This window comes from Paractinoplanes ovalisporus (assembly GCF_016834655.1).
GTDB lineage: Bacteria > Actinomycetota > Actinomycetes > Mycobacteriales > Micromonosporaceae > Actinoplanes > Actinoplanes ovalisporus.
Map to the genome: position 1 here is coordinate 23,823 of NZ_JAENHP010000033.1, position 19,337 is coordinate 43,159.

Here is a 19,337-nt window from a genome sequence, read left to right on the forward strand (position 1 = left end):
TGACACGACGAGTTCATCGCGGGATCCGCACCTCTCGCCAGCCCGTCGGCTCCGACCGGGTGAAGTCCTGCCATCCCTCCGGCGCCGAGGACGGTCTTTCGAAGATGTCATCGCTGTCGGGCCGGCCGGCCGCCACCGACGTGGTCAGCGAGTTGAGCACGAAATCCATGAAGGTGTCGAACTTGGCTGCCGGCGTGCCCTCCGATGGCAGGAAGGCACCATCAAGGCCGACCTCCTGGATGGTGGCGGCCGTAACCTCGCCGAACCCGAAGGCCAGCATGTGCGGCGCGCCGTGGAAGGCGACCCGGTCGGTGAGTCGCTGCAGCGGTCGTCGCCAGTCGTTGCGCCGGTTGTGCTGACCGTCGCTGAGGAAGAAGACCACCGGTCGGTACGGGCGCCGTCCCTCCAGATAGAGCTGGTAGAGGTCGGCTGCGATGGTGTGGCGGAGCAGTTCGAAGGCGGGAGCGTAGTCGGTGCCGTCGCCCTCGGCGCGAAGGCTCGGAAGGGTGATCCGGGTGATGTCGGTCAGAGGGGTGTGCACGGCCGCCGTCTCGTCGAAGACGACCACGGACAGGTGGCACACCTCGGACCAGCTGGGTTCCCGCAGCATCTTTTCGCGCAGCTGGAGCATTTCCTGATTGACCTGGGCGATCGACGTCCCGGACATCGACGCCGAGATGTCCACGGCCAGATAGCAGGGCAGCACCCGATAGGCCGACTGGGGGAGCGGCGTGGCCGGCTTCGCCCGGGAACGGAGATACGCCACCAGTTGGGACCGGCCGAGTAACCCCGAAGCGGAGGACTCCCGCGTCTCCACGAGAAGGCGCGCGCCGGAAGGGACCCGTCCGTGGCCGAAGGAACGACCCTGATCGAGAATGGAGCCGTCCTCCTTCCGGATGGTCACATCGTGGTCCGGCGGCAGTTCCAACACCCTGCTGATCTTTTTCCGGAGTCTCCAGACAGCGATGTTGTCGGCCAGAGAAACGCGGGCGAATCTGCCTTCCGGGCCGAGGACGAGCACGTGAATCTGAGCCATGGCGCCTTCTTGATCGGCCGTTGTGGACAGTCTTTCCGGGTAGCGGTGGACAGTCGAACTATGGCCGGTCCGAGGGCGAAAGAGAAGTCTTCTGAATTTCGCATTGTTTTGCTAACGTCCCAGCTCAGGCGGCAGCTGTGGCGCGCCGTATCCGAAAGGATCCTCATGTCTGAGTATTCTGTTTCGCCCGAGGCCATCCGGGGCGTCGCGGCCCAGGTCTCGGCCGGCGCTTCCGAGATCGATTCCCAGCGTGCGGTGCTGCTCGGCCAGATCCAGGGCCTCGGTGACACCTGGCAGGGAGCCGCTTCGTCGGCACTTCAGTCGCTGTACGCACAATGGGACGCCAACGTCCGTTCCCTGCACGACACGCTGGCTCAGATCGGCCAGACCATGCAGGCCGCCGCAGCCAGTTACGAGGGCACCGAATCGGCCGTTCAGCGTTCGCTCGGATGAGCGATTTCTCGGTCGATCCAGCCGCCCTGCAGAATGCATCCACGGCGTTTTCCCGAGCGGGTTCGGAAGTGGCTCATCAGGTGGCCGCGCTCTCCCTCGGCGCCCGTTCTCCGGAATCGCCGGAAGTCAGTGGGGGCGCCGAACACGCACAGTCCTATGGCGACACCCTGAATTCGGCCGTCGACGTTCTGAAACAGCTCGAGGCCGCTCTCGAGGGCCTGTCGACGCGGCTCTCCGTCGCCGGGCGCCTCTATGCCGAGACGGAGTCCGCGAGCACGGTACGACTGGAATCGTAGGAACCGCATGACGGATGTGATCGGCGACGAACCGCAGACCTTCGGCGTGCCCGGCTTCCCGGCGTTCGACGCGAACGAGTTGCGGGCGGCCGCGGGCGCCTGGTCGGCCGTCGCCGCCGGCCTGCGCCAGACCGCCGACGCCGTGCAGCTCCAGGTCAACGTCCTGAGCGACGCCTGGACCGGTGTCGCGCAGCAGGCGTTCGCCACGGAATGGTCGACCGTGGCGGGCGGGATCCAGGAGCTCGCCACCGAGATGGACGGCGTCGCCGCCGGTCTGCGCCGGAACGCGGACGAACTCGAGCAGCTCAAGGCCGACTACGACCGGTTGATGATCGAGCTCGGCATCTCGGTCGCCGTCGGTGTCGGGCTGATGTTCTTCACCTTCGGCGGCAGCGCGCTGCTGTCCGCCGCGAACGCGGGGCGCCTGGTCACGCGCGCGTTCACCATCGTCAAGCTCGCGCAGGCCGTCAGCCGGTTCGCCTTCGTCGCGGCCGGTGGTTCCCTGCGGGCGATCGCCTCCCGGTTCGCGGTCAGCGCGGCCTTCACAGTGGGCACTCCGGTGGCCGGCAACCTCATCGAGGACCCGCACGCCAACCCGCTCCGCGGTATCGACCCGGTGGACGCCACCCTGGTCTCGGTGATCGGTGTCTTCCTGCCGTTCCACAAGGTGGGGAGCACCTCCGTGTTCCGCGGCGCCGCCAACAGCGTCACCACCGACGGGCTGGTCCAGCTCTATCGCACGCACCGGCTCGACCCCGGCGGCCTCCTCTTCTCCGGCCTCTCGGGCGGCGCCATGGCCAAGGTGCCGAAACCGATCGGCAAGGAGGACATCGGTTACTCGACGGGCGGAGCGGAACTGTCCGATCTCACCGAGCCGGCCGCCCGTCGCCGGTTCGCGTCGGAACCTGAACCGGGCGATGACGGGTCGGAACCGGCGGACGAGAGCGGTACGACCGGCGAGAGCATCAGCCGAGCCTGATGACCGATCTGGAACCCGTTCACCGGCGGGCTCGACGGCTCGGAGCGCTGCCCGAGGTGACCGCCTTCGAGGTGCCCGCCCCGCCCACGGTGGAGCAGCCTCGGCCGCCGCAGGCCGCCCTGGTGTTCCTGCCGGTGCTGACCACGGGGACCATCCTGATCTTCGGAATCCTCTCCGGCCGTCCTCAGATGATCGTGCTCGGCGTGCTGGTCACCCTCGGGGCCATGGCCACCCCGCTGATCATGTATCGCGGCAGCAGCCGGTCCGCCGCCCGCCGCAACATGGCCCGCGCCGAGCGCTACACCGCCATGCTCGACGCCGTCGACTGCGAGGTGCGGGCCGCGCAGGGCCAGATCCGGGCGGCCCTGGAGTTCAGCCATCCCACGGCCGGCCGGATGACGGACTGGATCGGGGACGGGCGGCTCTGGGAACGGCGGCTCACCGACGACGACTTCCTCGATGTGGCGGTCGGCGTGGCGGACGTTCCGTCCGGGGTCACGGTGGCCGTCGGCAAGGTGACCGCGCTCGACGCCGACATCATGGGCGACCTGCAGGAGCGCGCGGCCAAGACCGGAAAAGCCGCCCGCACCGTACGGGATGCGCCTTTCGCCGTGTCGTTGACGAACCATCCGGTGCTCGGCATCGAAGGGCCGCGCGACGCCGCGGCCGGCCTCGCCCGGTCGATTCTGCTGGAAGCCCTCGTCTGCTGCGGACCCGACGAGCTCTCCCTGCTGGTCGCCGCGCCGCCGGAGCTCGAGCACGAGTGGGACTGGACCATCACGTTGCCGCACATGGCACACCAGGCCGATCCCGGGGGAGGGCGGCCGAGGATCGCCACCGACGCCAAGACCCTCGCGGCGTCGCTGGCCCGCCTCGTCGAGCCGCGCGCGCAGTTGCTCGACGAGATCGACTGGTCGACCGTCCGGGCCGGTCTCGCCCACGTGGTCGTCGTGCTCGACGGTTACCGTCCGCTCTCCGACCTGCACGGGGTTCCCCAGCTGCGGGACGTCCTGGCCGGCGCCGGAAAGCTCGGGCTCACCGTGCTGACCGTCGCCGCGGCGGCGCGGGACAGCCCGGCCGAGGCGTCGGCGGTGCTGGTGGTCGACGGCCGGGGGCAGGGGGTGCTGCAGCCCGTACGCAGTACGGCGTCACGCACGCGGTTCGCGGCGGTCGGGGCCGACTGCGGGACGGCGCAGCGGGTGTCCGAAATCATCAGCCGGCGGAGGCTGGTGAGTGACCTGTCGTTCGCCGGTGATCCGGCCGGCGACATGCTGCTCGACCTGCTCGGCCAGCGGCCGGTCCGCCCTCGGTGGGGTCGCCGGGACCCGGCGGCCTTCCTCACGGCCACGGTCGGTGTCGAGGCCGACGGCCGACCGTTCACCCTCGACCTCAAGGAGAGCGCGGCCGGCGGTGACGGGCCGCACGGGCTGCTGGTCGGTGCCACCGGCTCGGGCAAGAGCGAACTGCTGCGCTCACTGATCACCTCGCTGGCGCTGACCCATCGCCCGGACGAACTGCAGATCGCCTTCGTGGACTTCAAGGGTGGCGCCGCGTTCGAGTTGCTGGCCGAGCTGCCGCACGCGGCCGGGCTGATCACCAACATCCTCGACGACCCCACCCTGATCGCGCGGATGCGCAGCTCACTGAGCGGCGAACTGCTGGCCCGGCAACGTCTGCTGGCCGGCCACGGGCGTGACCTGCAGAGCATCGGGGACTACCGGGAGTTGCGCGACCGCGATCCGAGCCTGCCCGCGATGCCCTACCTTCTGCTGGTCATCGACGAGTTCGCCGAGCTGCTGGAGACGGATCCGGGCTTTCTCGACCTGTTGCTGTCGGTCGGGCGCCAAGGCCGCAGCCTCGGCGTACATCTGCTGCTGGCCGGCCAACGGCTCGAAGCCGGGCGCATCCGCGGCCTCGAGAGCTACCTGAGCTACCGGATCGCGTTGCGCACCTTCACCCCGGAGGAGAGCATCGCGACGATCGGGTCCAAGGTGGCGGCCGAGCTGCCGCCGCTGCCGGGACACGGCTTCCACCGCGCGGCCGGCACCCTGCGGCGGTTCAAAGGTTCGCGGGTGTCGTTCGCCGCCGACCTCGGCCTGGTGGTGGAGCGGCTGCGTGACGTGCCGCCGGTGCCGCCGCTCTGGCTGCCGCCGTTGCCCGACCCGGGCCGGGCCGAAATCCTTGCCCTCGACGATCCGCGGCTCGACCACCCGGCCGTTCCGGTGGGCGACGGCCTCCCTTTCGTGGTGGGGCTGCTCGACGACCCCTCCCGGCGCCGGCAGGACCCGGTCGTCGTCGACGTCGCCCAGCGCGGCGGCCACCTCGCCGTGGTGGGTGCGCCGCAGACCGGCAAGAGCTCGGCCATGGCGACCGAACTCGTGCAGGCGGCCCGCCGCTTCCCGGCGTTCCTGCTGCGGTTCTACGTCCTGGACTTCGGCGGCGGCCGGCTGGCGGCCGCCGCAGGCCTGCCGAACGTCGGCGCCTACGCCACCCCGCAGGAGCCACAGCGGGTCGGCCGGATCCTCGCCGAGATCTCGACGCTGCTCGACGACCGGGCGGTGCGGTTCCGCCGGGACCACGTGACCGGCATGCCCGCGCAACGCCGGCTGGCCGAACAGACGGCCGACGAGGAGACGCAGGCCCACACCGTGCTGATGATCGACAACTATGCCGCGTTCAAGGAGCGGTACCCCGGCCACGAAGCGGTGATCGAGCGGCTGCTGATCGAGGGTGCCAGCTTCGGGCTGCACCTGCATCTGACCACCGCCCGGTGGACCGACGTCAGCACCCGCAAGCTGGAACAGATCGGCGTACGGTTCGAACTGCGCCTGAACGAGGCCACCGACTCCATGCTCGGCCGGGCGCGCGGGGCCGCCCTGACCTCAGCCGGCCCCGGGCGGGCGCTGGGCTCCGACGGCCGGCAGCTGCAGATCGCCGCGCCCTGCCTCGGCGCCGAGTCACCGTCGCCCGGCGACCTGGCCGACGTCGTCGCGGCGATCACCGACGCGTCCTCCACGGAACCGGCACAGTCCCTGCGCCTGCTCGACGACCTGACAGCGGACGAATTCCGCGCTGCTGGGGAGACGGTCGCGGCCGGCGGCATCCTGGTCGGTGTCCACGAGTCCGGCTTCCGGCCGGTCCCGTTCCGGCCCGGTCGCGATGGGCACCTGCTCATCTACGGTGACGCCGAGTCCGGCCGTACGGCGACCCTGGCCCGGATGCTCGCCGGCGCCGACGCCTACGTGGTGGATTTCCGGGGCCGGCTGTCCGGCGCCTGCGGTACGGCCCGGTCGATCGGCGAGCTCACCGAGATGGTCGGCGTGCTGCACGGGCTTTTAGCGGCGCGCATGGCCGACGGACTCCGGACGGGCGACCGGCCGCTGCTGGTGGTGGTCGACGACTACGAACTCGTGCAGGCAATGAGCCCGCCCGGCCTGCCCGGCACACTGGCCGACCTCTCGGCTTATGCCTTGGCCGCGGAGCAGGTGGGAGCCGCGTTCGTGGTGAACCAGACCGCCACCAACGCGCTGAGCCGGATCCACGACCCGCTGATCAGGCGGATGCTGGAGGCGTCGGCCTGGCGGCTGCACTTCTCGGTCGCCGCGCGCACCGAGCCGTTGCCCGGTAACCTCCGCGGTCGCCCGCTCGCGCCCGGCGTCGCCCAGCTGATCCGGCCCGGCCGCCCCGACGCGCTGATCGGGACCCTGGGCCCTCCGTCACCCGACGAGCCCACGGATCCGCCGGGCGAGGGCGGCCTGTGATTCGTCGGTGACCTCGAGGACGCCGTTCTCGGCCATCAGGGCGTGGAACGACGTGATGCGGGTAGTCGGGATGCCCGTCGACGGTGGCGCACACAAAACAGGGCCCCTCGGAGACCCGCCGTGCGTACTGCTCGAAGTCGAACTCCACGCTTCTCCCCGGGGTCAGCGCCGGCGCAGGGCGAGCGCCGTTGCCAGGTAGGTGGCCGAGAGCACCGCCGCTCCTGTGCCGAGCACGATGCTGAGCCACCCGCCGTCGCCGGCCCCGAGCACGATGAACTGTGCGACGGCCAGGAAGCCCCAGAATGCCCCGAGAACGAACCCCTGCTTGGCCGAGCCCGCCATGTGCCACCAGGGCCGCCGGGATTCCGTCATGGAACCAGTCTGCCCGCGACGGTGACACGCACCCATCGGGCGATAAGCGGAGGCCGATGCGCAGAACCTGTCCCGATAACGCACCCGGCCGGGAGCGGTCAGGTCGGCTTGCGGCGGTCGGCCATCTGGAGGGCGAACTGACCAGCGAACTCGACCGCGGCCATGCGGACGGCCAGGGCGCGTGTCGGGTGGGCGTGGCCGTTCCGGGTGAGGCGGGTCAGCCAGCGCTTCTCCAGCTTGCGCCGGCCGACGATGGCGGCGGCCGAGAGGGCGATGACGACCGCGCCGGTCAGAGCCTTGCGCTTGTCGATCGAGACCTCGGCCTCGGGCTGTTCCTCCTGGGGGGAGGCCGCTTCGGGTGAAGTGCCGTCGAGGTCGGGGGCCGCGATGCCGAGCGAGTGTTCGGCGCTGGGGGCCACCAGGCGCAGCGAGACCGGGGACTCGGCGGACCGGTCGGCCGGCGGCGACACGATGTAACCGATCGCGGCGACGGTGACGACCGAACCGGCCCGGGCCAGCCGTCGCCGGACCGGGGAGAGCTCACCGGCGGCGATCCAGGTGCCGCTCAGGGCCGCCTGGAGAGCAGCCATGGCCAGAGCGCGCGGGTAAGAAACGGAAGCCATCACCCGACGGTATCGCCGCGGGGCAACAAGATCAGGCAGCGCGACGGGCGGCGGCCGGCGTGATCCAGTGCCGGGTGGCGAACTGGGCGGCCACGCTACCGGCGAAGTCGGTGGCCGCCGCGCGCAGGGCGAGACCGCGTACGGGATGGGGGTGGCCTTTGCGGGTCAGGGTGTCCAGCCAGCGTTTCTCGAGCCGGCGCTGAACGACGATCGCGGTCACGACCAGGGCCGTCGCGGTGGCGCCGAAGACGGCCCGCTGCCGGTCGACCGGCCCGCCATCCACCGGTGCTGAGGCGGGCGGCGGGCCGGAGGAGGGCGACGGACCGGAGGAGAGAGCGGCCCGGTAGGCGCCGCCCGACGAGGCGATGCTGGCGGTGGCCGCCGCGGCGATCATGGCGGCTCGGACCGTGCGGCGCTGGGCGGGAGGCAGTTCGAGGGTGGCCACCCACGCGCCGCTCATGACCGCACGCTGGGCGGCCCGGCCGAAGATGCGCGCGTACGTCGCCGCAGTCACCACCCGACCGTAACCCCGCCCGGCAACCCCGTCAGACGGCTCGGGCGATGCAGATACGGGCGCTCAGACGCGGCCCGGCCTCATAGAACATGTACTGCGTCCCGCCGTCGGTGCCGAACGAGGGCGCCGCCGCGCGGCCGTTGTCCGAGGCCACGGGGGAGTAGAAGACGCCCAGATGGTTCTCGCGGTCGAACGACGGGCCGACCTCGGTGATCCGCATCTTGCCGTCGTTGCCGTGGTACGCGACGTAGACCGTGCCGTTGCGGAACACCAGCGACGCGCCCGAGATGTCGGTCAGGCCGTCCGGCTCGGGGTTCACCAGCGGCGACTGGGCGAACTGCCAGCCGTCCCAGCCGTTCGGCGACCAGCCGTGATAGATGCGTCGCTTGCCGGCGAGCACGCCCATGTAGACCATCGTGTACTTGTTGCCGCGCCCGGGGATCACGTGCTCGAACACCCGCGCGTACGAGGTCTCGGTGAGCCCGGGCACCAGCCGCGTGCTCAAGATCGGGGTCTCGTCCCGGAAGGTCAGCCCGTCCGACGAGCGCGCCACCCGGGTCGTGGTGTTCTCGCCGTGGAAGTAGAGGAAGAACTGCCGGGTGGCCGCGTCCCAGGTCACGTGCGGGGACGACACGTGCGAGACGGTGGTGCTGGGCAGCACGTTGTCGATCACGGGGTTGTTCGAGTATTCGGAGAACGGCCCGTCGAGCGAGTTGGCCCCGGCGACGCAGATGCCGCCCGGCTTCTCGTGCGGCGCGTAGTACAGGTAGTAACGGCTGCGGGCGCCGCTGACCTTGTCGTAGACGCCGCGGATGCACGGGAAGATGAACTCCCCGGTCGGGTTGTAGCTCAGCGGCAGTTTGAGCGCGTCACGCAGATAGCGGTAGGTGGGCATGCCGGCCGGTCCGGCCGCCTGGGCCGCGGTGGGGACAGCGCCAAGGCCGGCAAATCCCGCCAAACCGGCGGCGCCTCGGAGCAGTGAACGTCGATCCATGGGGATGGCCTCCAAACGACGAAGCAGCGGGGGATGCCGTGAAGTTTCACTACCGTTAACAACACCGGTCAAGGCGCTAATAGGTATTAGTGCAGGCATTTCCTTGACGACCGCGGCGCGGGTGGCCGACGATCGGTCCACGTTTGTTAATGCGTATTAGCGGCGTAACAGAGGAGACTCCGACGTGCCATCCAGCAACAGACGGGTGACGCAGCAGGACATCGCCCGCATGACCGGCGTCAGCCAGACGACCGTGTCGATCGTGCTCAACGAGCGGGACGACGCCGCCGTCCGCATCGCCCCCGAGACCCGGGAGAGGGTGCTCGCGGCCATCCGCCGTACGGGCTATGTGGCCGACCCGATCGCCCGCCGCCTGGCCGCCCAGCGCAACCGCTTCCTCGGCGTCTTCACCTACGAGCCGGTGTTCCCGGCCGGCCTCGGCGACTTCTACCACCCGTTCCTCGTCGGCATCGAGGAGTGCGCCGAACGCATCGGCTGTGATCTGCTGCTGTTCACCAGCGCGCCGGTCATCGACGGCCGCCGGCGCATCTTCTCGCAGGACAACCGGCTGCGGCTGGCCGACGGCTGTGTGCTGCTCGGCCGCTGGCTCGACCCCGAGGAACTGGCCCGGCTGATCGCGGAGGGTCAGCCGTTCGTCAGCGTCGGCCGCCGCGACGACGCCGGGGGCCCGGTTCCCTACGTCGGCGCCGACTACCCGACGGCCACCGCGGCCCAGGTCCGGCGGGCCGCCGAGCTCGGTCACCGGACGATCGCGTACGTCGGGGAAGGCAGTGGCCCCGAGTCGCACGCCGACCGTTTCCGCGGCTTCACCACAGCAACCCAGGAGGCTGGCATCACCGGCTTGCACTTCAAAATGGACAAACTGGTCCTCGGCCGAGCGTTGAAAGCCGGTTGTACGGCGATCTTCGTGGAGGAGTTCGCCGACGGCGCCGCGCTCGCCGACGAGGCCACGGAACGGGGTCTCCGCGTACCGGAGGATCTGTCGTTCGTGGCTCTCGGTGACCCGACCCGCCCGGCCAGCACCGATCTCGACTTCAGTGGTTACCGCATTCCCCGGCGTGAGATGGGCTGGCAGGCGGTCGAGGTGCTCTCGGCGATCCTCGACGGCACCGCCGGCGAGACCCAGCGGCTGCTCTCCTGCGAACCCGTGACCGGCGCGACGCTGGCGGTGGCCCGTGCGTGAGATGCACACCGACGTCCTCGTCATCGGCGGCGGCCTGGGCGGAGTCGCGGCGGCCCTGGCCGCGCTCCGAGCCGGCCGGAGGGTGCTGCTCACCGAGGAGTACGCCTGGCTCGGCGGCCAGCTGACCAGCCAGGCCGTCCCGCCCGACGAGCACAGCTGGGTCGAGCGGTTCGGCGTCACCGCGAGTTACCGGGCGCTGCGCGACGGCATCCGGGCCCACTACCGCGCCCACTATCCGCTCACCGACCGCGCCCGCCGCACCCGCGACCTCAACCCCGGGGCCGGGCACGTCAGCCGGCTCTGCCACGAGCCGCGGGTCGCCGTGGCGGTGATCGACGCGATGCTCGCCCCCTACCGAGGGTCGGGCCGGCTGACCGTGCTGCAACCTGCCGTGCCGGTGTCCGCTGAAACCGACGGTGACCGGGTCACGTCCGTCACGGTCCGCCATCACGGCGAGCAGTACGTGCTGTCCGCGCCCTACATCCTCGACGCCACCGAAACCGGCGACCTGCTGCCGATGACCGGCACCGAATATGTGACCGGCGCCGAGTCACAGGCCGAGACCGGCGAGCCCAGCGCCCCCGAGACCGGCGACCCGGCCAACATGCAGGCGCTGTCGGTGTGTTTCGCCGTGGACCACGTCGACGGCGATCACACCATCGACAAGCCTTCGGCGTACGGCTTCTGGCGCGATTACCAACCGGAGTTCTGGGGTGCGCGGATGCTGTCGTGGCAGACCCCCAACCCCCGTACGCTGGAAATCTCCACCCGCTCGTTCACGCCGAACCCGGACGACGACCCGTGGCTCGTCGACGCCGACCAGCGCGTCAACCCGGGCGACGGCAACCTGTGGACGTTCCGCCGCATCGCCGCGCGCCGCAACTTCACCGACGGCTTCTACCCCAGCGACATCTGCCTCGTGAACTGGCCGATGATCGACTATTTCGAGCAGCCGTACGTGGATGTGCCCGACCCCGCGCAGGTCGAGGCGAAGGCCCGCGAGCTGTCTTTCTCCGTTCTCTACTGGCTGCAGACCGAGGCGCCACGCCCGGACGGGGGAACGGGCTGGCCGGGGCTGCGACTGCGCGGCGACGTGACCGGCAGTGCGGACGGCCTGGCGATGGCCCCGTACGTGCGGGAAGGTCGTCGGATCCGCGGCGAGTGCACCGTCGTCGAACAGGACCTGAGTCTGCAGGTCAGAGGCGACAAGGGCGCGGTTCCGTACTCCGATTCGATCGGTGTCGGTATGTATCGCATCGATCTGCACCCCTCCACCGGCGGCGACAACTACATCGACGTCGCCAGTTGCCCGTTCGAGATCCCGCTCGGGGCCCTGATCCCGCAGCGCGTCGAGAACCTGCTCCCCGCCGGCAAGAACATCGCCACCACCCACATCACCAACGGCTCGTACCGGCTGCATCCGGTCGAGTGGAACGCGGGCGAGGTGGCCGGCGCGCTGGCCGCGTTCTGCCTCGACCGCTCCGTCTCGCCGCGGGCCGTGCGCAACACCCCCGATCTGCTCACCGAGTTCCAGAACCACCTGAGCTCCGACGGCGTCGAGCTGCGCTGGCCCGACATCAGCGGTTACTGAGATTTGGAGATCCCCATGAGACGTCTTCTCTCCGGTATAGCCACGGTTGCCCTGCTCGGCTCGCTCACCGCCTGCGGTGGCGGTGACGACGCCGGCTCCGACGGCCCGATCACGCTGCGCATGACCACGTGGTCGTCCAACCCGGCCCACGTGCAGCTGTTCGACTCGATCGCGGCCGAATACAAGACGACCCACCCCGACGTGACCGTCAAGTTCGACGCGTTGCCGATCGACAACTACACGACCACGGTCACCACCCAGATCGCCGGTGGGAACGCGCCCGACATCGCGTGGATCCTCGAGGGTTCGGCGCCCGACTTCGTGGCCTCGGGCGCGCTGACCTCGCTCGACGACAGCATCGAGAACGCCGGGGACCTGGCGCCGGCGGCCACCGCCCTGTGGAAGCAGGACGGCAAGTTGATGGCGTATCCGTTCTCGACCTCGCCTTTCGGGGTCTTCGTCAATACCGACCTGTTCAAGAAGGCCGGTGTTTCCCTGCCCTCTTCCTCTTGGTCGTGGGAACAGGCCGCAGCCGCCGCGTCTGATGTTGCCGAAAAAACCGGCAAACAGGGTCTGGTGATTCGCGACTTCGACTACAAGGACTGGACGAACCTGGCGACCGTGTTCCGCGGCTGGGACGCCGAGGCCTGGAGTGCCGACGGGAAGACCTGCGGCTTCGACCAGCCGCCGATGGTCGACGCGATGACGTTCCTGCACAAGGCGATCTTCACCGACAAGGCGATGCCCGCGCCCGGTGTGGCCGCGGACTTCTTCGCCGGTGAATCGGCCATGACAATCGCCCAGATCTCGCGGACGTCGCTGCTCAAAGAGGGCGGTTTCGGCTGGACCCTCGTCCCGCTTCCGGCCGGCCCGGCCGGCGAATATTCGGTGATCGGCCAGGGCGGCCTCGGCGTGCTGAAGAAAGGCAAGAACGCGTCGGCCGCGGCCGAATTCGTCAAGTTCTTCACCAGCCCCGCCAACTCCGCGAAGCTGGCCCAGTTCTTCCCGCCGCCCCGGCAGTCGCAGCTCAACGCCGAGACCCTGGCCAAGGCCAACCCGCTGCTGAAGCCGGAACAGCTGCAGAACGTCGTGATCGACGGCATCGCCGACGGTGTCGTCAAGCCCAGCCACACCGGAAGCGCGGAGATCAATCAGGCCGTACGGTCGTCGCTTGATCCGCTGTGGAAGCCCGGCGCCGACGTTCCGGGCGTGCTCAAGGGCGTGTGCGCGGCCATCAACCCGCTGCTCGCCAAATGACCGTTGGCTCCTCGTTGACGCGCCGCCGCTACTGGACCACGCGGCGGCGTGATCAACTGACCGCGTACGTCTTCATCACGCCCGCCCTGCTCGGCGCGCTCGCCTTCGTGTTCCTGCCGTTGGTCCTGGTCGTCTGGTACAGCCTGCACGAATGGAACGTGCTGGCCGACACGTTCAATTTCGTGGGCGCCGAGAACTACCGGAAACTGGCCGACGACCCGAATGTGCCGGCCGTGCTCCGCGCGACGGCGTTCTTCTCGATCGGCCTGGTCGTCCTCAACCTGGCCCTGGCCCTGCTGCTCGCCGTTCTGCTCAACCAGAAACTGCGCGGCACCACGGTCTTCCGCGTGCTGTTCTTCTCGCCGGTCGTGGTTTCCCTGCTCGCGTGGACCATCGTGTGGGGTTTCCTGCTGCAGGACAACGGCGGCCTCAACGGAATGCTGGACGCGGTGGGAATCGACGGCCCCAACTGGCTGCGCTCCGGCGGAACGGCCATGGTGTCGGTCGTCATCGTGCAGGTCTTCAAAAACGTCGGCCTGAACATGGTGCTTTTCCTGGCCGCGCTGCAGGGCGTTCCCGTTTCGCTGCACGAGGCCGCCCGCACCGACGGCGCCGGCCCGTGGCGGGTGTTCCGCAGCATCACGCTGCCGCTGATCAGCCCGACCATTCTGCTCACGTCGATCATCACCGTGGTCGGATCGTTGCAGGTGTTCGCCCAGATCAGCGTCCTCACTCAGGGCGGCCCCGGCAATTCCACGACGGTTCTCGTCTATTACCTCTACCAGCAGGCGTTCCAGTTCCACGCGTTCGGCTACGGCGCCACACTTTCGGTGCTGCTCTTCGGAATCGTGCTGGCCCTGACCGTTCTGCAGTGGCAGATGCGCAAGAGGTGGGTCTTCCATGAGCAATAAGACCAAGCTTTTCCTGTACGGCGTCCTGCTCGTCCTCTGCATACCTTTCGTGTTCCCGACCTGGTGGATGATCACGAGCTCGTTCAAGCCGAACTCCGAGATCTTCTCCCCGTCCCTGCTGCCGTCGAGCTGGAGTTTCGAGCCCTGGCGCCAGGTCTTCACGATGCAGCCGTTCGCCCAGCAGTACTGGAACAGCGCGTACATCGCGGTGGTCGTCACGGTCGGCACGCTGGTGGTTGCCTCGATGGCCGGCTACGCCTTCGCCCGCATCCGTTTCCGCGGCCAGAACTTCCTGTTCCTGCTGGTCCTGACCGGTCTGCTGATCCCCAGCGAGGTGACGATCGTCCCGCTGTTCCGCATCTTCAACAGCCTGGGCCTGGTCGACACCCACTGGCCGCTGATCCTGGTCCCCATGCTGGGCCCGCCGAGCGTGCTGGCCACGTTCATCATGCGCCAGTTCTTCATCACCCTGCCCGGCGAACTGGAGGAGGCAGCCCGGATGGACGGCCTGGGTCGCCCCGCCATTTTCCGGCGCATAGCCCTGCCGCTGGCCCGCCCGGCCCTGGGCGCGGTGGCCATCTTCACGTTCCTGCACAGCTGGAATCTCTACCTGGAGCCGGTCGTCTACATCTCGTCCCAGACGAAATACACGTTGCCGCAGGCGCTGACCCAGTTCACCGACGCCTACCAGGGCCAGCTCTGGAACGTGCAGCTCTCGGCCGCGTCGATGACAGCCATCCCGGTGCTGATCGTCTTCGTGATAGCCCAGCGCCAGTTCATCGAGGGCCTGGCCCACACCGGCCTGAAAGGCTAAGGGTTTACGGATGTTCTCCGGCGCGGCGGGCCGCCAAAAGGGCCCGATCCGGTGACATATCAAAATCGATCATGTAACCGAGGGCGACTTCCCCGTCAACGGCCGGATTTTCGAGGTGCATCATGTTGACGAGGAAGGTCTCCAGGGAAACCGGCGTCCGCGGTGTTCCCAGGTCACGGACCACCTCCAGGAGGATCCTGTCGTTGGCATACTTCTTGATCAGGGTGTCCAGATCGGCCACCGTCGTCATTCCCAGAATGCGGAGCATGGCCAGGATGTTCGACTTGTCGAAGTCGTCCTTCGTCCCTTCAGATCGGAGGGTCTGCCCGACGGCGTCGATCGCGCGCCGCAGGCGGGCAGTGCTCGGGCTGCGCTCGAGATACTCGTCCAGCGAGGCCAGATCCAGCTCGATGCTGTAGTCCCCGCTGTCCAGTGCGGAGCCGTACGCCTGGCTGACGCGATCCCGGTCGCTCCGGAATTGGGAGAACTGACTGTCGGCGATCTCGAACAGGGCGCTCAGCCGGCCCAGCCCTCGCTTCAGCTCCCGGGGAACGTCTTCCTGACTCTTGTACTCGAGCTTGTGGTTGACCGCGGCCCAAGCATGCTGCAGGGCCGTCCTGACCTGGATCTCCGCCTTGAAATCGGCGTAGCGCGCCCATTCTGGCAGATCTGCTCTCGGGCTCGCGATGCTGACGATGAAATGACGAGACAGGTAGCCGAACCGATCCGGGTCGAGCAGAGCGCTCTTGTCGACCGAGTTCTCCTCGTCGACCTCGAACTCCCGGCGTATCAGGGCCTCGACCTCGTCCCCGTCCTCGAGGTAGTAGGTAATGATCCGGACGCCGGTCAGGTCAGTCATCTCTTTGAGCGGGTCGGCGTACTTGTTCGCCTTCAGCTCCAGCTTCCTTTCGAAGCTGCTGACGTCCTTCGCCCGGCTCTCGATCTGAATGATGTCGATGTGGTTTTGAGCGAGGAGATCCTTCAAAAGACGCTCGAGGCGCGCCGCGAAGTCCGCGAAGAGGGGCCTGATCTGGACGAATCTCCCCACGATCTCCGAGGTGGCGTGCGTTTCCAAGCCTGTCCTCCAGCCCCTCGATCAAGCAGTCGCCGCAGCCGTCAGAGCCCACGTCCCGCGGCGACCGCCGTACCTGCTGTCCAATGGAGAACGCAGCATAGCGCCCGGCTGTCGCCCAGCCTCGCTGAGACAGCGCGTGCCCTACCAGGAGGGACGCTCTACCTTCGTCACTCGGCCGCGGGCCGGCTGACCGTTTCGCCAGTTCCCCGGCAGCGTTTCCGGCAAAGGCGATATTCCGTGGTTCGAAGACAACTTTGACCTTGTCGAATACCGATGCTTGACTGAGGTGTATGGCGGATTGGCTACCGATTGCCGGAACGCTACTAGGTGCGGTCGTAGGCTCCACGTCCACCCTGTTGTCCCAGCGATTGGCGTTTGGCCGGGACCGCGCGGCCAAACTCACCGACCTCCGGCGAGAGGCCGTCACCCGATTCCTCTCCGAGATCCACAAACATCAGCGGGAGCTGTATTCCCTGCACGAGCGCTACCCGGACGCGGCCACGCGCGAGGGTGCGATCAAGCGGGTATCCCCGATCGAAGCCCAGGTAGCCCTCGACAACGTCCGGTTCCTGGCCACCGCCGAGGTCGTCGCGCAGGCGGAGTCCCTGTGGCTCCACGTCCGTGAATCGAACTTCGCCCGAGGTAATGCCAAAAGTCGAATACGCTGGCGGCGGGTCTATTGGGAAATGCGCAAAGACCTGGTATTCAGCTTTCGCGCTTCCCTCGAAACTTGACGCTCTTGTTAGTAGCGCGACGGACGAGTCGGCCTGTACGCCGGATTCTGTCCGGGCGAGTTGCCTCGCCGTGGGCGGTCATCCATCTCGGCCGGCCGTTGCCGGCTCGGCTCTTGCGGCCTACCCGCAGGCTCGGGCGAGCAGCCCTCGAACGCCTGCGCTGGCCACCGCCTTGCGGCCGTGGCCTTTCTTGGCCTTGCTCCGGGTGGGGTTTACCTAGCCACCCCGGTCACCCGGGGTGCTGGTGAGCTCTTACCTCACCGTTTCACCCTTACCAGCCCCAAGGGGCCGGCGGTCTGTTCTCTGTGGCACTGTCCCGCGGGTCGCCCCGGGTTGCCGTTAACAACCACCCTGCTCTGCGGAGTCCGGACGTTCCTCGGCGACCTCCCCGGAAGGAGGCCGACGCGACCGCCTGGCTGACTCGTCCGTCGCCCGGCCATTCTAACGAGGTCGTAGATTCGACCTCACCATGGATCTCACCCACGTGCTTCTGCTGCTGGTGGCCGGGCTCGCCGCGGGGGCCGTCAACGCGATCGCCGGCGGTGGGTCACTGATCACGTTTCCGAGCCTGATCGCCACCGGGTTGCCCTCGGTGGCGGCCAACGTCACCAATTCCATCTCGGTGTTTCCCGGGTACGTCTCCAGCGTCGCCGGCAGCCGAGCGGACCTCGCGGGCCAGCGCCGCCGGGTCGTCCGGACCCTGCCCGTGTGTGTGCTCGGCACGGCCGCCGGGTGTGCCCTGCTGCTGCTCACGCCCGCCCGCGCGTTCGAACTGATCGTGCCCTTCCTGGTGCTCGGCGCCGCCGCCACGCTGGCGTTCCAGCAGCGCCTGCGCGGCCTGGTCGGCCATCCCCGCGCCATGTCGCCGCGCCGAGCGGCGCTGTCGCTGCAGGCCGTAGTCTTCGTCGGCGCGATCTACGGCGGCTACTTCGGGGCGGCCCTGGGCGTCATGTACGTGGCCGCGCTCGCCCTGATCCTCGACGAGCCCCTGAACCGCATCAACGCCCTCAAGAACGTCCTGTCCGCCACCGTCGGCCTCGTCACGCTGCTGGTCTTCGCGTTCTTCGCCCCGGTCAACTGGGCGGCCGTCGCCGTCCTCGCACCGGCCACGGTCGTCGGCGGCTACGCGGGCGCCAAGCTGGCCCAGCGCCTGCCGGCCTCGGTGCTGCGGGCCTTGATCGTCGCTTTCGGCACCGCGATCGGTTTGCTGCTCCTCTATCGCGCGCTGAGCTGATCATCCCCAACCAGTTCCGTCCGTACGGCCTTATACGTGTCTCGCCACCCCCATCCCTCCGGGGGCGGCGCTGTGCGGTCCCGCGGCCCAACCTCTCCCATCACCGCGTGGTTCAGCGGTATGCGTGCCCGCCGTCCTCACCCCTCCCGCTAGGGCTTGGTGGAGCGGTATACATGTCCCGCCACCCCCACCCCCTCCCACCAGGGTGTGGTGGGGAGCCTAACCGCGTGTGGGGTGGGTGACGGAGTTATCCACATTGCTGGGTTGTCCACAGCGGCGGGAAAACGGGCGGCCGGGCCGAGGGCGGTTTCGCTAACCTCCGCGCATGACTGGAAACGCGCCGACCCTGCTGTTTGTCATCGGGCCACCCGCCGTGGGCAAGATGACCGTGGGCAACGCCATCGCGGCGCGCACCGGGTTCCGCGTCTTCCACAACCATCTGACCATCGAGCCGGTGCTGCGGTTCTTTGAATTCGGCACGCCCCCGTTCCAGCGGCTCGTCGAGAGCTTCCGTCAGGGCGTGCTCTCGGAGGTGGCCGCCAGTGATCTGCCGGGGCTCATTTTCACGTTCGTGTGGGCCTTCGACCACCCCGGTGACGCGGCGGCCGTCGCCGCGTACGCCGAACCGTTCGTGAAGCGCGGCGGCCGGGTGCTGTTCCTCGAACTGGAGGCCTCGCAGGAGGAAAGGCTGAAGCGCAACGTCGGCGAGGACAGGCTGGCCGAGAAGGCGTCGAAGCGTGACCTCGACCGTTCGCGGCTGCTCCTGATCGAGGCCGACGGCCAGTACAAGATGAACTCGACGACGGAGTTCGAGGGCCGCGCCGACTATCTGCGCGTGGACAACACGGACCTGACGCCCGACGAGGTAGCCGAGCTGGCCGTCGCGACGCTCAGACTCGCGGAGGCGTGAGCCCGCAAGCCTCGTCCCGCCAGAGCGGTGCGATCCGTGGCGGCCGGCGGAGGGGAGCGGTCCGGGAGGGTCAGGCTGGGCGGAAGGAGTGCTCGGCGAAGCTGAAGCCGCCCCGTTCGTCGGCGGTCAGGAGCTTTCGGTGTACGTGCTGGGGTGCCCGTCGCAGATGCTGGCGGAAGCCGCGGGCCCGCAGGTGGAAGCCGAAGTTGTGGCCCTCGACGTGCCAGGAGGGTTCCGGGTGGTCGTCGGCCGGGTCCAGGCGGTGGATGTCGGCGATCTCGAGCTGTTCGTAGAGCGGCCCGAACTCGCCGGACACGCCCCAGGCGCCCTCGAAGACGAGGGTGGCGGGGGCGATCCAGAAGGTGAGGTGGTGGCCGGGCTCGACGGGGTCGACCCAGCGCACGATGTAGTCGAGGTCGATCATCAGCCGTACCTGGGGGAGCGCGCCGTCGTCGCTGTGCTCGGCGAGGCTCAGGCCGTGGATCCGGCAGTCGTGCCACCCCATTTCGGGGTAGTCCGCGTCGGTCCAGGTCGCCTTCGTGAGTTCGAGCGGCGGGTGTACGGCTGCGGTCATCGGCA

19 protein-coding genes and 1 other RNA gene are annotated in these 19,337 nt (G+C 68.8%); 12 read left to right on the forward strand and 8 right to left on the reverse strand.

Annotated elements, in window-relative coordinates; all coding sequences use genetic code 11:
• Positions 1 to 13: 13 nt before the first annotated feature.
• The gene (locus JIG36_RS53745) at positions 14 to 766 is read right to left on the reverse strand and encodes a vWA domain-containing protein (protein WP_203383568.1); all 753 of its coding nucleotides are present in this window, start codon (positions 764 to 766) and stop codon (positions 14 to 16) included.
• 81 nt (positions 767 to 847) lie between these two features.
• Here JIG36_RS53745 and JIG36_RS54550 point away from each other — a divergent pair, with 81 nt between their 5' ends.
• Genes JIG36_RS54550 through JIG36_RS47740 form a run of 4 tightly spaced genes read left to right on the forward strand, consistent with a single transcriptional unit; the run spans position 848 to position 6,525 of the window.
• Entirely contained in the window at positions 848 to 1,489 is a 642-nt protein-coding gene (locus tag JIG36_RS54550) for a WXG100 family type VII secretion target (protein ID WP_203383569.1), read from the forward strand.
• Complete coding sequence (locus tag JIG36_RS47730) at positions 1,486 to 1,785, forward strand: hypothetical protein (RefSeq protein ID WP_203383570.1); 300 nt, start codon at positions 1,486 to 1,488, stop codon at positions 1,783 to 1,785. The genes JIG36_RS54550 and JIG36_RS47730 overlap by 4 nt, the downstream gene beginning before the upstream one ends.
• A 7-nt stretch (positions 1,786 to 1,792) precedes the next feature.
• Positions 1,793 to 2,764, forward strand: coding sequence for a WXG100 family type VII secretion target (locus JIG36_RS47735; protein WP_203383571.1), 972 nt, complete (start codon positions 1,793 to 1,795; stop codon positions 2,762 to 2,764).
• Positions 2,764 to 6,525: an FtsK/SpoIIIE domain-containing protein gene (locus JIG36_RS47740; RefSeq protein WP_203383572.1), complete on the forward strand. Its 3,762-nt coding sequence runs from the start codon at positions 2,764 to 2,766 to the stop codon at positions 6,523 to 6,525. The genes JIG36_RS47735 and JIG36_RS47740 overlap by 1 nt, the downstream gene beginning before the upstream one ends.
• A gap of 162 nt (positions 6,526 to 6,687) precedes the next feature.
• Here the strand turns inward: JIG36_RS47740 and JIG36_RS47745 are convergent, their stop codons facing one another.
• The 4 genes from JIG36_RS47745 to JIG36_RS47760 form a co-directional block, all read right to left on the reverse strand.
• The gene (locus tag JIG36_RS47745) at positions 6,688 to 6,897 is read right to left on the reverse strand and encodes a hypothetical protein (RefSeq protein WP_203383573.1); all 210 of its coding nucleotides are present in this window, start codon (positions 6,895 to 6,897) and stop codon (positions 6,688 to 6,690) included.
• Positions 6,898 to 6,995: 98 nt separating this feature from the next.
• Positions 6,996 to 7,520, reverse strand: coding sequence for a hypothetical protein (locus tag JIG36_RS47750; RefSeq protein WP_203383574.1), 525 nt, complete (start codon positions 7,518 to 7,520; stop codon positions 6,996 to 6,998).
• A gap of 31 nt (positions 7,521 to 7,551) precedes the next feature.
• Positions 7,552 to 8,034: a hypothetical protein gene (locus JIG36_RS47755; RefSeq protein WP_203383575.1), complete on the reverse strand. Its 483-nt coding sequence runs from the start codon at positions 8,032 to 8,034 to the stop codon at positions 7,552 to 7,554.
• A 31-nt stretch (positions 8,035 to 8,065) separates the two neighbouring features.
• Positions 8,066 to 9,028, reverse strand: a complete 963-nt coding sequence (locus JIG36_RS47760) for a glycoside hydrolase family protein (protein ID WP_203383576.1) — start codon at positions 9,026 to 9,028, stop codon at positions 8,066 to 8,068.
• Positions 9,029 to 9,233: 205 nt separating this feature from the next.
• Between JIG36_RS47760 and JIG36_RS47765 the strand changes: the two genes are divergently transcribed.
• From JIG36_RS47765 to JIG36_RS47785, 5 genes are read left to right on the forward strand one after another with little or no spacing between them, the layout of a single operon-like run.
• Complete coding sequence (locus tag JIG36_RS47765) at positions 9,234 to 10,232, forward strand: LacI family DNA-binding transcriptional regulator (RefSeq protein WP_307873207.1); 999 nt, start codon at positions 9,234 to 9,236, stop codon at positions 10,230 to 10,232.
• Position 10,233: 1 nt separating this feature from the next.
• Positions 10,234 to 11,823, forward strand: a complete 1,590-nt coding sequence (locus JIG36_RS47770; RefSeq protein ID WP_203383638.1) for an FAD-dependent oxidoreductase — start codon at positions 10,234 to 10,236, stop codon at positions 11,821 to 11,823.
• Positions 11,824 to 11,838: 15 nt separating this feature from the next.
• Entirely contained in the window at positions 11,839 to 13,080 is a 1,242-nt protein-coding gene (locus tag JIG36_RS47775) for an ABC transporter substrate-binding protein (protein ID WP_203383577.1), read from the forward strand.
• Positions 13,077 to 13,991 carry a carbohydrate ABC transporter permease gene (locus JIG36_RS47780; protein ID WP_203383578.1) on the forward strand — a complete coding sequence of 305 codons (915 nt, stop codon included), beginning with the start codon at positions 13,077 to 13,079 and terminating at the stop codon, positions 13,989 to 13,991. The genes JIG36_RS47775 and JIG36_RS47780 overlap by 4 nt, the downstream gene beginning before the upstream one ends.
• The gene (locus JIG36_RS47785) at positions 13,981 to 14,805 is read left to right on the forward strand and encodes a carbohydrate ABC transporter permease (protein ID WP_203383579.1); all 825 of its coding nucleotides are present in this window, start codon (positions 13,981 to 13,983) and stop codon (positions 14,803 to 14,805) included. Before JIG36_RS47780 ends, JIG36_RS47785 begins: the two co-directional genes overlap by 11 nt.
• Positions 14,806 to 14,809: 4 nt before the next feature.
• Here JIG36_RS47785 and JIG36_RS47790 read toward each other — a convergent pair whose 3' ends face one another.
• Positions 14,810 to 15,880, reverse strand: coding sequence for a GTP pyrophosphokinase (locus JIG36_RS47790; protein WP_203383580.1), 1,071 nt, complete (start codon positions 15,878 to 15,880; stop codon positions 14,810 to 14,812).
• 290 nt (positions 15,881 to 16,170) lie between these two features.
• On the opposite strand from JIG36_RS47790, the gene JIG36_RS47795 reads away from it, so the two are divergent.
• Complete coding sequence (locus JIG36_RS47795) at positions 16,171 to 16,614, forward strand: hypothetical protein (protein ID WP_203383581.1); 444 nt, start codon at positions 16,171 to 16,173, stop codon at positions 16,612 to 16,614.
• Between the two features lie 20 nt (positions 16,615 to 16,634).
• On the opposite strand, the gene rnpB is transcribed toward JIG36_RS47795, so the two are convergent.
• Positions 16,635 to 17,038, reverse strand: an RNA gene (gene rnpB / locus JIG36_RS47800) — RNase P RNA component class A.
• Positions 17,039 to 17,083: 45 nt separating this feature from the next.
• On the opposite strand from rnpB, the gene JIG36_RS47805 reads away from it, so the two are divergent.
• Together JIG36_RS47805 and JIG36_RS47810 are read left to right on the forward strand one after the other, a co-directional pair.
• Complete coding sequence (locus JIG36_RS47805; protein WP_203383582.1) at positions 17,084 to 17,848, forward strand: sulfite exporter TauE/SafE family protein; 765 nt, start codon at positions 17,084 to 17,086, stop codon at positions 17,846 to 17,848.
• 325 nt (positions 17,849 to 18,173) lie between these two features.
• A complete protein-coding gene (locus tag JIG36_RS47810; RefSeq protein ID WP_203383583.1) occupies positions 18,174 to 18,758 on the forward strand; it encodes a DEAD/DEAH box helicase family protein in 585 nt (194 codons plus the stop codon).
• 70 nt (positions 18,759 to 18,828) lie between these two features.
• Here the strand turns inward: JIG36_RS47810 and JIG36_RS47815 are convergent, their stop codons facing one another.
• The gene (locus JIG36_RS47815) at positions 18,829 to 19,332 is read right to left on the reverse strand and encodes a hypothetical protein (protein ID WP_203383584.1); all 504 of its coding nucleotides are present in this window, start codon (positions 19,330 to 19,332) and stop codon (positions 18,829 to 18,831) included.
• Positions 19,333 to 19,337: the final 5 nt, after the last annotated feature.

Excerpts from the sequence above, each read along its gene's own strand:
- JIG36_RS47810 (WP_203383583.1), top strand. The coding sequence starts at position 18,174 with ATGACTGGAAACGCGCCGACCCTGCTGTTTGTCATCGGGCCACCCGCC.
- JIG36_RS47780 (WP_203383578.1), top strand. The coding sequence starts at position 13,077 with ATGACCGTTGGCTCCTCGTTGACGCGCCGCCGCTACTGGACCACGCGG.
- JIG36_RS47750 (WP_203383574.1), bottom strand. The coding sequence starts at position 7,520 with ATGGCTTCCGTTTCTTACCCGCGCGCTCTGGCCATGGCTGCTCTCCAG.
- JIG36_RS47775 (WP_203383577.1), top strand. The coding sequence starts at position 11,839 with ATGAGACGTCTTCTCTCCGGTATAGCCACGGTTGCCCTGCTCGGCTCG.
- JIG36_RS47805 (WP_203383582.1), top strand. The coding sequence starts at position 17,084 with ATGGATCTCACCCACGTGCTTCTGCTGCTGGTGGCCGGGCTCGCCGCG.
- JIG36_RS47770 (WP_203383638.1), top strand. The coding sequence starts at position 10,234 with ATGCACACCGACGTCCTCGTCATCGGCGGCGGCCTGGGCGGAGTCGCG.
- JIG36_RS47735 (WP_203383571.1), top strand. The coding sequence starts at position 1,793 with ATGACGGATGTGATCGGCGACGAACCGCAGACCTTCGGCGTGCCCGGC.
- JIG36_RS47815 (WP_203383584.1), bottom strand. The coding sequence starts at position 19,332 with ATGACCGCAGCCGTACACCCGCCGCTCGAACTCACGAAGGCGACCTGG.
- JIG36_RS47745 (WP_203383573.1), bottom strand. The coding sequence starts at position 6,897 with ATGACGGAATCCCGGCGGCCCTGGTGGCACATGGCGGGCTCGGCCAAG.
- JIG36_RS47730 (WP_203383570.1), top strand. The coding sequence starts at position 1,486 with ATGAGCGATTTCTCGGTCGATCCAGCCGCCCTGCAGAATGCATCCACG.
- JIG36_RS47760 (WP_203383576.1), bottom strand. The coding sequence starts at position 9,028 with ATGGATCGACGTTCACTGCTCCGAGGCGCCGCCGGTTTGGCGGGATTT.
- JIG36_RS47795 (WP_203383581.1), top strand. The coding sequence starts at position 16,171 with ATGGCGGATTGGCTACCGATTGCCGGAACGCTACTAGGTGCGGTCGTA.
- JIG36_RS47740 (WP_203383572.1), top strand. The coding sequence starts at position 2,764 with ATGACCGATCTGGAACCCGTTCACCGGCGGGCTCGACGGCTCGGAGCG.
- JIG36_RS47785 (WP_203383579.1), top strand. The coding sequence starts at position 13,981 with ATGAGCAATAAGACCAAGCTTTTCCTGTACGGCGTCCTGCTCGTCCTC.